This is a genomic window from Acinetobacter sp. YH12117, assembly GCF_013418865.1.
In the GTDB taxonomy this organism is placed as follows: domain Bacteria; phylum Pseudomonadota; class Gammaproteobacteria; order Pseudomonadales; family Moraxellaceae; genus Acinetobacter; species Acinetobacter indicus.
Window position 1 is genome coordinate 119,835 of record NZ_VPBF01000003.1, and the last position, 12,669, is coordinate 132,503.

Annotated in this window: 12 protein-coding genes and 4 tRNA genes; 14 read left to right on the forward strand and 2 right to left on the reverse strand. The window is 46.9% G+C overall.

Translation table 11 applies throughout. The features are described 5' to 3' along the window. Positions 1-55 precede the first annotated feature (55 nt). Positions 56-1,108 carry a 23S rRNA pseudouridine(1911/1915/1917) synthase RluD gene (gene rluD, locus FTU55_RS02485; protein WP_045796449.1) on the reverse strand — a complete coding sequence of 351 codons (1,053 nt, stop codon included), beginning with the start codon at positions 1,106-1,108 and terminating at the stop codon, positions 56-58. A gap of 71 nt (positions 1,109-1,179) precedes the next feature. Between rluD and FTU55_RS02490 the strand changes: the two genes are divergently transcribed. Both FTU55_RS02490 and FTU55_RS02495 read left to right on the forward strand, forming a co-directional pair. Beyond that, a complete protein-coding gene (locus FTU55_RS02490; RefSeq protein WP_104488034.1) occupies positions 1,180-2,163 on the forward strand; it encodes an outer membrane protein assembly factor BamD in 984 nt (327 codons plus the stop codon). 460 nt (positions 2,164-2,623) lie between these two features. Next, complete coding sequence (locus tag FTU55_RS02495; RefSeq protein WP_104488032.1) at positions 2,624-4,522, forward strand: DNA primase; 1,899 nt, start codon at positions 2,624-2,626, stop codon at positions 4,520-4,522. A 36-nt stretch (positions 4,523-4,558) separates the two neighbouring features. Here the strand turns inward: FTU55_RS02495 and hemA are convergent, their stop codons facing one another. Next, positions 4,559-5,842, reverse strand: coding sequence for a glutamyl-tRNA reductase (gene hemA / locus FTU55_RS02500; RefSeq protein ID WP_016659909.1), 1,284 nt, complete (start codon positions 5,840-5,842; stop codon positions 4,559-4,561). A gap of 78 nt (positions 5,843-5,920) precedes the next feature. Between hemA and FTU55_RS02505 the strand changes: the two genes are divergently transcribed. From FTU55_RS02505 to FTU55_RS02560, 12 genes are all read left to right on the forward strand, one after another. Further along, positions 5,921-7,633 carry a tetratricopeptide repeat protein gene (locus FTU55_RS02505; RefSeq protein ID WP_035363052.1) on the forward strand — a complete coding sequence of 571 codons (1,713 nt, stop codon included), beginning with the start codon at positions 5,921-5,923 and terminating at the stop codon, positions 7,631-7,633. A gap of 5 nt (positions 7,634-7,638) precedes the next feature. Continuing rightward, positions 7,639-8,217, forward strand: coding sequence for a lipoprotein insertase outer membrane protein LolB (gene lolB, locus FTU55_RS02510; RefSeq protein WP_016659907.1), 579 nt, complete (start codon positions 7,639-7,641; stop codon positions 8,215-8,217). Between the two features lie 12 nt (positions 8,218-8,229). Continuing rightward, the gene (gene ispE / locus FTU55_RS02515) at positions 8,230-9,060 is read left to right on the forward strand and encodes a 4-(cytidine 5'-diphospho)-2-C-methyl-D-erythritol kinase (RefSeq protein ID WP_005176175.1); all 831 of its coding nucleotides are present in this window, start codon (positions 8,230-8,232) and stop codon (positions 9,058-9,060) included. Then, positions 9,059-9,133, forward strand: a tRNA-Gln gene (locus FTU55_RS02520). Before ispE ends, FTU55_RS02520 begins: the two co-directional genes overlap by 2 nt. Before the next feature lie 26 nt (positions 9,134-9,159). Beyond that, positions 9,160-9,234: transfer RNA gene (locus tag FTU55_RS02525), tRNA-Gln, on the forward strand. Positions 9,235-9,253: 19 nt separating this feature from the next. Beyond that, positions 9,254-9,328 (forward strand) — tRNA-Gln (locus tag FTU55_RS02530). Between the two features lie 91 nt (positions 9,329-9,419). Beyond that, positions 9,420-9,494, forward strand: a tRNA-Gln gene (locus FTU55_RS02535). A 36-nt stretch (positions 9,495-9,530) separates the two neighbouring features. Next, positions 9,531-10,484 (forward strand): ribose-phosphate pyrophosphokinase, encoded by a 954-nt coding sequence (locus FTU55_RS02540; RefSeq protein ID WP_005176171.1) that lies wholly within the window; start codon positions 9,531-9,533, stop codon positions 10,482-10,484. A gap of 99 nt (positions 10,485-10,583) precedes the next feature. Then, a complete protein-coding gene (rplY, locus tag FTU55_RS02545) occupies positions 10,584-10,880 on the forward strand; it encodes a 50S ribosomal protein L25 (RefSeq protein WP_005176167.1) in 297 nt (98 codons plus the stop codon). 19 nt (positions 10,881-10,899) lie between these two features. Next, complete coding sequence (gene pth / locus FTU55_RS02550) at positions 10,900-11,484, forward strand: aminoacyl-tRNA hydrolase (protein WP_016659905.1); 585 nt, start codon at positions 10,900-10,902, stop codon at positions 11,482-11,484. Between the two features lie 134 nt (positions 11,485-11,618). Then, positions 11,619-11,999, forward strand: coding sequence for an aspartate 1-decarboxylase (gene panD, locus FTU55_RS02555; protein WP_005176160.1), 381 nt, complete (start codon positions 11,619-11,621; stop codon positions 11,997-11,999). A gap of 111 nt (positions 12,000-12,110) precedes the next feature. Beyond that, positions 12,111-12,669, forward strand: a 559-nt coding sequence (locus FTU55_RS02560; protein WP_180046099.1) for a transposase domain-containing protein, incomplete at its 3' end; no start/stop codon positions are given.

Genomic DNA, 12,669 nt, shown 5'->3' on the forward strand with positions numbered 1-12,669 from the left:
TGTGTTCACTTAAAAGCGGCGTTGAGATCATACTTTCTCAACGCCGCAGAACGGTTTAATAGGCAGCGTTTTCGCTACGCAACACATCCACCAGCTGGCTGAAATCTTCCGGCCACGGCGCTTCAAACATCATGTCCTGTTTGGTACGTGGATGCACAAGCCCCAGTTTGGCCGCGTGCAGTGCCTGACGTTTAAAACCGCGCAAGGTTTCATTGAGCAGCTCGGAGGCTCCAGCCGGCACACGCACACGTGGCATATACACCGGATCGCCAATCAAACCATGACCGATATAGCTAAAATGAACCCGGATCTGATGGGTACGGCCGGTTTCCAGACGCGCCTGAACCCGGGTGAAATGCTGGAAACGCTCTTTCACGTTATAGTGCGTCACGGCATCTTTCCCGCCCGGCAATACCGTCATTTTAATCCGGTCCACCGGATGGCGCTTGATCGGCTCATCAATGGTGCCACCGGCAATAATATTGCCATACACCACCACATCATAAATCCGGTATACCGACTTGTTGGCCAGCTGCTTGCTCAGGTCAAACTGCGCTTCCAGATTTTTCGCCACCACCAGCAAACCGCTGGTGTCTTTATCAATACGATGTACCAGCCCGGCACGTGACAATTCTGCCGATTTTGGATAATGGAACAGCAAGGCATTGACCAGTGTGCCGGTAATATTGCCCGCACCAGGATGCACCACCATGCCAACCGGTTTATTAATCACTAAAATATCATCATCTTCATAGACAATATCGAGAGGGATATTTTCAGGCTGACTGTTGGTCTGTGCTTCAAGTTCAACATTTAAACTTAACAGTTCATTGCCTTCGCACTTGTACTTTGGTTTGACAGTGTTACCATTCACCAACAAATGACCATCTTTTAGCCACTGTTTCAGTTTTTCACGTGAAAAATCACTCCAGATGAGGGCTGCAACCTGGTCGATACGTTGCCCCAGATAGCTTTCATCCAGTTGAAATTGCAACGATAAACGTGTTGCAGTTGGGTCTGAAGTATGATTATCTGCATCCTCAGAATCATCAAGTAAATTGAAGTCAGTTTCAGGGATGTTGGAATTGGAAGATTGTGCTTGAGACATTTGATCATTCAGACAAAAGTGGTTTAATAGCGCAATTGTAGCTCATTGCCCGTAATAACAGAGGAATTTTTATGTCGCTACCACGTTATAAAATTACCATGCTAGCTCTTTCACTTGGCGTTGCATCTGCAATCGTGGGCTGTAGCAGTAATCCAAAAAAAGAAGTGGTCGATACAGGTCCGCAATCTAGCGAACAAGTTTATATTCAAAAAGCAGAACGAGCACTGGAACGCGGGCAATATACCGATGCTATCCAGCATCTTGAAGCATTAGAAACCTATTATCCTACCGGTGAATATGCCCAGCAGGCACAACTTGAGCTGCTGTATGCAAAATTCCAGCAAAAAGATTATGAAGGTGCAGTCGCACTGGCCGACCGTTTTATCCGGATGAACCCGCAGCATCCAAATGCTGACTATGCCTACTATGTGCGCGGCGTGGCCAATATGGAACAGAACTATGATGGTTTAATCCGTTATACCTCGTTAAAACAGGCGCATCGTGATGTCAGCTATTTAAAAGTGGCTTATCAGAACTTTGTCGATTTCATTCGCCGTTATCCATCAAGCACCTATGCTGTGGATGCTGCACAACGTATGCAGTTTATCGGGCAAGAGCTGGCAGAAGCGGAAATGAATGCGGCACGTTTTAATATTAAACGTAAGGCCTGGGTCGCCGCGGTGGAACGTTCACTCTGGGTAATCGAGCACTATCCGCAAACCCCACAGATTCCGGAAGCAATTGCCACCGCAGCCTATGGTTATACCCAACTGGGTGACCGTGCCACTGCACAACAGTATATTGACCTGTTAAAACTGAACTATCCAAATCTGGTTAAAGCCGATGGCTCTGTAAACCTGCGTGCTGCACGGAATGAAGGTAGCTGGTTGAACCATGCGACTTTAGGTATTTTTGGTCGTGAAGCACAGGCCACCACCGAACAGCAGCAAAAACTGGCCAACCAGCAGGAAGAACCACGTAGCTGGACCAACCGTTTAAGTTTTGGTTTGCTGGACCGTCCTGAAAAACAGGAAAACAGTGAAGCGGCCGAGTAAACATAATTAACATCCATGACTGTCTTAAATTTGATTTAAACATTCCATTGGATACGCGGATGTGGCAGGGATGCCACACGTTCCCCATCACAACAAGGATGTTGTGTATGGGGAACAAAGACTTTTGCCTACTTTGGGTCTTTCCAAAGTAGGAAATTCTCCATACAAAGCCCTTAACAGGCCGAATGAAAATAGAGGCCCAACACACTTAAAATAAAATTTGTCTCTTCCTTTTATTGTCCTAACATAAGTACAGCTTTGAAAAATAGCGAGTAAGGATAGAGCTTTTAACCTGTTTTTCAATTTTGCAAAATATAAAGCATACGTTACTATACTTGCCCTTTTATCTTGGCCACTTGCCTGAACACGCAAAACCGGATAGAAAGGAAACAATACACTGTAATCTCTATACCCTGTCGATCTGTTCGACCTACCGCTTAACCGACCCGATAAAAACAGTATGGCTATTCCTCAACACACGATTGATCAGATTCTGGATCGGACCGACATTGTCGATCTGATTGGTCAGCGCGTGAAACTGAAAAAAACCGGGCGGACCTATTCGGGCTGTTGTCCATTTCATCAGGAAAAAACCCCGTCTTTCCACGTTTATCGCGACAAACAGTATTATCACTGCTTTGGCTGTCAGGCCAACGGCAATGCAATTCGCTTTTTAATGGATATCGACAGCCGTAACTTTGTCGATGTCATGAAAGATCTGGCCAGTCAGACCGGTATCGAGCTGCCAAAAGACAATCAGGACAGCAAAAAACTGGTCTATAAGCGTGAGGCCAAAAAGCCGGCGCCACCGGCCAAAACCGCACCCGCGCCAGCAACACCCACACCGACCGAAACTGATCAAGTCCCTGCTGCACATTTTGATCCTTTTGAGCAGTTCCAGCCAGCAGATGATCCCTTTGCCGGTTTTGAACAATATCCGGATTTTGATCAGGAGCCGATACAGGAAGGCAACCTGTTTGATCTGCTGGAAAATGTGGCGCAGTTTTATGAACAGCAGTTACCGCACAGCCAGTCGGCACAGCAATATTTTCGCCAGCGCGGTTTAAGCGCACAGACCATCCAGTTCTGGCGTTTGGGTTATGCACCGGAAGACTGGCAACATCTGGAAAAAGCCTTTCCGCAAGATATTGAAGGTTTAAAACTGCTGGGGCTGATTCGTACCAGTGATTCCGGCCGCGATTTTGACCTGCTACGTGACCGGGTGATTTTCCCGATCCGTGATCATAAAGGGCGTGTGGTTGGTTTTGGCGGCCGTGCGCTCAATGACGAGATCAAGCCGAAATATATCAACTCGCCCGATTCTGAAGTCTTCCACAAAAACCAGCTGCTGTATGGCCTATACGAAGGCCGCAAGCAGAAAGCCCAGGACTGGCTGATGGTGGAAGGCTATATGGATGTGATTGCGCTGCAGCAATATGGCATTTATGGCGCCGTGGCAACGCTGGGGACTGCCAGTAATACCGAACACCTGAATATTCTGTTTAAGCAGAACTCACGCATTACCATTGCCTTTGATGGTGATGCCGCAGGTCAGAAAGCAGCACGACGTACGCTGGAAATTGCCCTGCCCCTGCTGAATGATGGCCGTGAACTGAAGTTTTTTGTGCTGCCGGATGATCATGACCCAGACTCGCTGATCCGCCGTGAAGGCATTGAAAATTTCCGCCGCCTGCTCGATCAGGCGCCGCTACTGTCTGATTTTGTGTTTGCGCATTTAAGTCAAAACCATGATATCAGCAAACCGGAAGGCAAAAGTCAGGTGATGGGCGAGTTAAAACAGCTGACTGAACTGTTACCGAAAACCGGCTCTTACCGTTATCTGCTGCAACAGTTTTTCCGGGAAAAACTCGGCTTTAACCGCAAATGGCAGCCACATACCAATAATGATGCCTCACTCAGCTTTAGCACCAAGGTTGATGCCGAAGAATATGTGGTGGCGATTCTGATCAACCATCCGTATTTATATATTCATTTTGAACCGTTACGCGCACTGATTCCGGCCGATCAGTTACTGGCCAAAATCCTGCAAATCTTTAACGGAATTTTTGATGAATTACCGGATGATCCAGAACTGGCCAAATACTATGTGCTAGGCGCCTGTGCTGCTTATCACTACGAATTACAGCGCATTTTACAGCAAGCCAATGTCGGCGATTACACCACTTCGCCAGAGAAAGCTGACAAGCTGGCCGAAGATTTTTCCATTAAACTGCAATACCACTTCTTGCAGCAAAAAATCCGCTCGAAGAAATTTAGCAGTATTGAAGAAATGCGTAATCTGAAACATCAGATTTATCAGATTGATAAAAAACGTTCCCTGACTTTACTTGAAGAATAAGCGGCGTTAAACACCACGCTGAACCATCACAATGGCTTAGCGTTTAGATTTACGCCGTTTGGCACTGACCTGCTGCAGTTCGCTTTGCAGCATTTCAAAGTATTCCGGATCTTCGGCTTTGGCCGCCTGACGCAGCACAATCGAGGTGGGATGCAGCAATTTCTGGGTCAAACGGTAAGAAAATTCCTGTAACACCTGTGCCGCATTTTCACCTTTGGCAATTCGCGCCATCGCCAGTTGCAGTTCTTCCTGACGTAACGTTTCACCCTGCTCACGATAAGCCTGAATGGTACTGCCGGCACTTTTGACCTTTTGCTGGGTTACCAGTTCGGTCGCCAACTGATTCACCATCACCTCGGCTTCTACCGCGGCCTGACGACGCTGTGCCAGATTCTCATCAATCACGCTTTGCAGGTCATCGACACCGTATAAATACACACCATCTAGTGATTCGACTTTCGGGTCGATATCACGCGGAACAGCCAGATCGACCAGCAACATCTGCTGGTAACGACGCTTTTTCAGCGCGGCTTTGACTTCTTTATAGCCAATCACCTGATGCAGGCTGCCGGTACAGCTGGAAATCACATCGGCGCGATGCAAATGTTCTGCCAGCTGTTCAAATTCAATAATTTCAACTTCTACCCGATGGGCAATTTCCTGGGCCAGATTTTCAGCACGGGCGCGGGTACGGTTACAGATCATGACCTTGGCCACGCCCATTTCCGCCAGATGTTTGGCCACCAGGCTGTTCATTTCACCTGCCGCCACCACCAGCACGGTTAGTTTGTCCGGATGGCTAAACACCTGTAGCGCCAACTGCGCTACCGCATAGCCCATAGACACCGCATGACTGCCGACTGCCGTTTCAGAGCGCACCCGTTTGGCCGCATAAAAGGCGTATTCAAAAATATGGTTTAAATCTTGCGAAACGGTGTGGGCATCTTTGGCCAAAGATAAGGCCGATTTGACCTGCCCCAGAATCTGCGGTTCACCGAGCATTAAGGAATCGAGGCCGCTGGCAACGCGCATTAAGTGGGTGACAGCCTGCGCATTTTCATAGCGATAAACGTGATTTTGTAGTTGTTTGACATCCAGACCATTTACCTGGGCGAGCCAGCCCAGCACCGTGTCTGCATGGTCAGACATGGCGTACACTTCAGTTCGGTTACATGTAGAAACCACCACCATGTCATTTAACAGGTGGCTCTGGCTTTGTTCGGCAAGTAATTGAGTTAACTTTTCAGGGTTAAAAGCAATTTGCTCACGCAATTCTACAGAGGCGGTTTGATGGTTGACACCCAATGCAAAGAAAGACATATCAGATCATCATTTCGCTAAATTTATGCTATTGTGCAATAACGGTGTCATAAAAAGCATTACTTGGATCAAGAAAAATTGCGTCAAACAACCAGCCGGCTTAGCGGCGCGACAATTAAGCAATATTCTACCACAATCTTACTCGTGGGTAGCATGGCTTCTAGTGCTCATATTAGAGCATCTGGAGATTTTTTCCATGCACCTACAAATCTGAATGCCATAAAACAAAGCATGGTGGCGGAATTTGCCCTCGCCTCAAATGACGTGGCCACCGCCTTACATAACTATACTGTACTGGCAATTAAAAGTAATTCAACCAGTATTAAACAGCGCGCACTGAATATTGCACTGGAACACAATGACTTAAATGCAGCTTTGGACATTGCCACCCACTGGGTGATTCAAGAACCGGAAGATGTTCCAGCCCTGTTTTATCTGGCGCATATTGCCCTGAAAGCGCATGAATATGACCTGGCCGCTGAAACCCTGGACAAGATTCTGGCCATTGATGCCACTGCCGATTTAGAACAGATTCTGGCCGGTATTGCCCCGGAGTCGCCAGAAGATCGTGAGTTTCTGATTCAGGCACTACGCACCAGCAAAGAAAAAGATAATCCCTCAATTCTGATTCTGATTGCCGGTTTAAAAGCCCAGAATGGCCAGTTAGAAGAAGCGCTGGAAACGGTCAACCGGGTGCTGCGCAAACGTCCGAAAGTGACCGGTTATATCCTGCTCAAAGCCAGCCTGCTAAGTGCGCTGCAAGACTCGAAAGCTGCCCAGGAATGGTATGCCAAATCCAGCCGCAAACATAAAAACAATCTGGAAGTACGTCTGGCTGAAGCCAAATATCTGTTAAAAACCAATCAGCCGGAATTGGCCCTGACCAAACTGGAAGCGATGCTGGAAAAATGGCCAAAGGAAGATGAAGCCCTGTTTCTGGCTGGTCTGACCAGTATTGACTTGAAGCAGTATGAAAAGGCCGAGAAATATCTGGTCGAGTTGCGTTATTCCAACCAGTATCAAAATGAAGCCTATTACTATCTGGCGGTCAATGCCGAGCGTAAACAGCATTTTGAAACCGCCAAAGCCTATTACCGTCTGGTCGATGGCAGCCTGTATACCGTTTCGCGGCGCAGCATGATCAATATTTATAGCCAGCAAAGCCGCCAGCATGAAGCCTTACGCTTTTTGACCCAGGAACGGGTCAATTATCCGCAGCACGCCAGTTTTTTATATCAGGCTCAGGCGGAAATTCTAAAGCGCATGAACAACAAGACTGCCGCCTTAAGACTGCTGGATGAAGCCATCCGCAATTTACCCGATGATCCGGAACTGCTGTATTCAGAAGTGTTGCTGCTAGACCCTTATCAGGACAAAGACAAACTGGATCGTTTACTGAAAAAGCTGTTACAGGTCGAGCCGAACAGTCCGACTTATTTAAATGCCTATGCCTATACCCTGGCGCTGCAAAACCGCCGGCTGGATGAAGCACGCCAGTATGTGGAACAGGCACTGGAATTCGCCCCGGAACAGGCCTCAATTCTGGATACTTTAGGCCTGATCAGCTATCTGCAAAATGATTTTGACACCTCTGCCCAGGTGCTGGAAAAGGCTTTTGCCTTAAGTGCAACAGTCAAAATTGGGGTCCGTTATGCCAAGGCGCTGTATATGCAGGGCAATTTGACAAAATTTAGTCAAGTTTTACAACAACTCCAACAAAAATATCCAAATGATCCGCAATTAGAACAGCTTCATTCGTTATTGTTACCGCAACACAGCCCTCAGAGTTAATACGCATGCAACTTATTTCCAAACTCAGTCTTAGTCTTGTCACGGTCAGCACCCTGGTGCTGGGTGGTTGTCAGCAGTTCACCCAACCGCAAACACCCGCAAGCCCAATGGTTGAGGCAGAAAATCAGTTTCATCTGCAAGGAAAAATCGGGGTACGCACACCACAGCAGTCAGGCAGCGCCTTTTTTAACTGGCTGCAACAGCAGGAACAGTTTGATATTGAACTAAGCGGCATTTTAGGCGTCGGTAAAACACAGATTTCCGGCCAGCCGGGACAAGTCACACTGAATAGCGCCAAAACCGGCACTATTCAGGCAGCAACAGCCGAAGAACTGCTGCAGCGGGCCACCGGCTGGCAAGCGCCAATCAGTCATATCATTGACTGGGTGCAGGCACGTCCGGCCACCACACAGGCCAAAGTCGCTTACGATAGCCAGCGTCGTCCAACCCAGTTTCTAGAAGATGGCTGGACCGTTGATTTAAGCTATAACGAACAGGCGCGTTTGCCAAACCGTTTAATTTTAAAGCAAACATTTGAATCCGGTCAGGAGAACCGTATTACAATGGTGATCCAAAACCGTTAATTTTGTGCTGTCATGATTCGTGTTCCTTCACCTGCCAAACTGAACCTGTTTTTGCATATTACTGGCCGCCGTGAAAATGGCTATCATGAACTGCAAAGCATTTTCCAGCTGATCGATCTCTACGACTGGCTTGAATTTGAGCCATTGGATACAGCCGAGATTCAGATCGACGGTTTAAATTCAGTCGATCTGGAACAGAACCTGATTTATCGGGCGGCGCAGATCTTAAAACCTTTTGCCCAAGCGCCGACCGGTTTAAAAATCCGGCTGGACAAACAGATTCCTATGGGTGCCGGACTTGGTGGTGGCTCATCCAATGCCGCCACCACCCTCATTGTGCTGAACCAACTGTGGCAATGTGGACTCAATTCTGAGCAGCTGGCCGATTTAGGGGTGCAACTGGGCGCAGATGTGCCGATTTTTGTCCATGGCCGCAATGCCTGGGCAGAAGGTATTGGTGAACACTTAACATTCATAGACTTAGAACAAAAACAGTACATAGTGCTAAAACCTGACTGTTTTATCAGCACTCAACTGCTTTTTTCACAAAAAACGTTGACAAGAGATACGAAGCCATCTAAATTTTGCGCCTATCAGTTGAAGCCATCTGATTTCGGAAACAACTTTGAGCCACTGGCCAGAGCCTTATATCCTGAAGTCGATGAAGCCATGCAATATCTGGATCAGTTCGGAGTTGCCAAGCTTACAGGTACAGGTGCCTGTGTTTTTATTGAAGTGACTTCAGAAATGAAGATTGATGAGATTCTGGCTCAGGCACCATGTAAAGCTTACCTGGTCCACAGTTTAGCCGAATCACCATTAATTCATTTCAAAGTTGAATAGGGGTATCGCCAAGTGGTAAGGCAGCGGGTTTTGATCCCGCCATCCGTTGGTTCGAATCCAGCTACCCCTGCCATTTTTCACCTGTAGATGTACTGTATTAGGGGTATCGCCAAGTGGTAAGGCAGCGGGTTTTGATCCCGCCATCCGTTGGTTCGAATCCAGCTACCCCTGCCATCTTACAGTCATCAAATTTAGGGGTATCGCCAAGTGGTAAGGCAGCGGGTTTTGATCCCGCCATTCGTTGGTTCGAATCCAGCTACCCCTGCCATTTTCTCGAAAAAGACAGAGCATTGGTTTGCTGTTCTGCTGTTAATTTACCTTGACATCGACCAGCAAAAATATTAAAGTTCTGCCGCATTAGGGGTATCGCCAAGTGGTAAGGCAGCGGGTTTTGATCCCGCCATTCGTTGGTTCGAATCCAGCTACCCCTGCCATCTATTTTCATACATTCCAACCGCCAAGGGTGCTTCATGCCCAATCTTGTCGTTTTTAGTGGAACTGCGCATCCACAATTCGCCCAAAAAGTCGTAAGCCATCTTCACATTCCTTTAGGTGCTGCCTCAGTCGGTCAATTTTCTGACGGTGAAATTGCTGTAGAAATTACCGAGAATGTACGTGGTAAAGACGTTTTCATCGTTCAGCCTACTTGTGCCCCAACCAATGATAACCTGATGGAAATCCTGGTGATGGCAGATGCATTGCGTCGTGCAAGTGCTGGCCGTATCACTGCCGTGATTCCTTATTTCGGTTATGCCCGTCAAGATCGTCGTCCTCGTTCAAGCCGTGTGCCAATTACTGCAAAAGTGGTTGCAGATATGTTGACCACTGTCGGTATTGACCGCGTGGTGATGATTGACCTGCACGCTGACCAGATTCAAGGTTTCTTCGATATTCCTGTAGACAACATTTACGGTACGCCAGCGCTGCTTGCTGACTTACGCCAGCAGTCACACGACAACCTGATGGTGGTTTCACCTGACGTGGGTGGTGTCGTACGTGCCCGTGCTGTTGCCAAGCAAATGGGGGATATCGACCTTGCGATCATTGATAAACGTCGTCAAAAAGCCAATGAATCACAAGTGATGCATTTGATTGGTGATGTGAAAGATCGTGACTGCGTCATCGTGGATGACATGGTCGATACCGCAGGTACCCTGTGTAAAGCAGCAGATGCACTCAAAACTTTTGGTGCGCGTAAAGTGGTTGCTTATGCTACTCACCCGGTGCTGTCTGGTAAAGCGATTGAGAACTTAAAGAATTCTGTGATTGATGAACTGGTTGTTACTGACACCATTCCATTATCAGAAGAAGCTCAAAACCTTGGCAAGATTCGTCAGGTTTCAGTCGCAAGCATGGTTGCTGAAACAATTCGTCGTATTAACAACGAAGAATCTATTAGCGCAATGTTCGACTCTTATCTATAATAGTGCGCTAAATTTTCAAAAGCCCTGCTTTATGCAGGGCTTTCTATCACCAGATCGGTCGCAGGTCTGGTTTATTTAACCTGAAATAGGATGTCTATCATGGCAAACTTCGTATTAAACGCTCAAGCGCGTGAAGCAGCTAACCAAGGGAAAGGTGCGAGCCGCCGCCTTCGTCACGCTGCTCAAGTTCCAGCTATCATTTATGGTGGCGACGCTGAGCCAGTAGCAGTAACTTTAGAACTTCGTGAGCTTGTAAAAGCTTTAGAAAGCAATGCTTTCTTTGAAGAAGTTGTAGAAATCAAAGTAGGCGACAAAGTTGAAAACGTGAAAATCCAAGCGTTACAACGTCACCCTGCTAAAAACACACCAATGCACGCTGACTTCAAACGCGCATAAGTGTTAATGGTGTAAATTAGTGTCAAATATTTCACTGATTGTTGGTTTGGGCAACCCAGGTGCTGAGTATGCCCAAACCCGCCATAATGCAGGCTTCTGGTTTGTTGAACGCCTTGCAGATCAATATGGCATCTCTTTAAAAGCTGATCCGAAATTCAAAGGCATCAGCGGTCGCGGTAATATTGAAGGTCAGGACGTTCGTCTGCTATTACCAACAACCTTTATGAACCGTTCCGGTCAAAGTGTTGTGCCCTTCGCCAAATTCTATCAAATCGCACCTGAAGCCATGCTGATTGCCCATGATGAACTGGATATGAATCCGGGGATTATTCGCCTGAAAACTGGCGGCGGTCATGGTGGTCATAATGGTTTACGTGACATCGTTCCACACACCGGTCCAAATTTCCACCGTTTACGCATTGGTATTGGTCATCCGGGGTCTAAAGAACGTGTTTCCGGTCATGTGCTCAGCAAAGCCCCAAGCCAGGAACAAGGCTTGATGGACGATGCCCTCAGTCACGCGCTGTCTCGCATGAAATTACTGGTCAATGGCGAGATTCAGCAAGCCATGAACCAGATTAATGCCTATAAACCCAACGAATAACCTAATAATTGTTGAACAATCCTGCTTGCCATCTGGCAAAATTGGGCGCAAAATGCGCTCGTCGGCTGATTCGGTCGCAGTGATTGATTCAACCATAAGATAAAGATCTTAGGTCCACTAAGGAGACGCTAGCCATGCTATCTCGTTTATTAAAATGCAAAATTCACCGTGCTTTCGTGACACATGCGGAACTTCATTATGAAGGTTCATGTGCAATTGATGGCAAACTTATGGATTTAGCTGGCATTCGCGAATACGAAGAAATTCACGTCTGGAACGTGACCAACGGCAAACGCTTTACCACTTATGCGATTCGTGGTGAAGACAATTCAGGCATCATTTCAGTTAATGGTGGCGCAGCACATCAGGCAGATGTCGGCGATATTATCATTATTGCGACTTTCGGTGATTTCACTGAAGTAGAAGCCAATGCGCATAAACCACGTCTGGTATATGCCAACCCGGACAACACCGTGAGCCACACCGCCAACTGTATTCCGGTACAAGTCGCTTAAGACCTAAGATCATCCTACGAAAAAGCCCGCACATTGCGTAATGCCAGTCAGTTAAGCAAATATTAGAAAAATGTAGTAAAAATGAGTGTATGTAAATACGCTCATTTTTTTATGTCTTTATCTGAACATTTAGAATCCACTCTTGAACATGCTCTCCCATCACTCAACCATTTTTGTGAACTTATTGACTTAAATTGGATTGAAACATCTCTGCATCAAACAGGTAAGGCATCGATCAGAAGGAGAAAATTACCTGCTGAGCACGTGGTTTGGCTTGTTCTTGGGCTTGCCTTGTTTCGCAATCAACCCATCAGCTATGTGGTAGAACAATTAAAACTCGTGTTTGGTACAACAGATTATTGTGTTCCTAGTGCAGCTGTCCAAGCTCGACAACGTTTAGGTCGAGAACCCTTAGCTGCCTTATTCTCCTTAATCAGCCAAGCATGGTTTGATGAATCACAACAACAATATTCAACCTTTCAAGGTCTTAGTGTATGTGCTGTTGACGGGGTGGTTTGGTCTATGCCACTGACCAAGGAGAATTTTAATCATTTTGGCTCATCTAAAGGTAAAACTGCTGTAGCACCTTACCCACAAGTTAGAGCCACGTGTCTAGTGAATACCAATACTCATGAAATCATAGATGCCCAAATAGGCAGTATGGATCAAG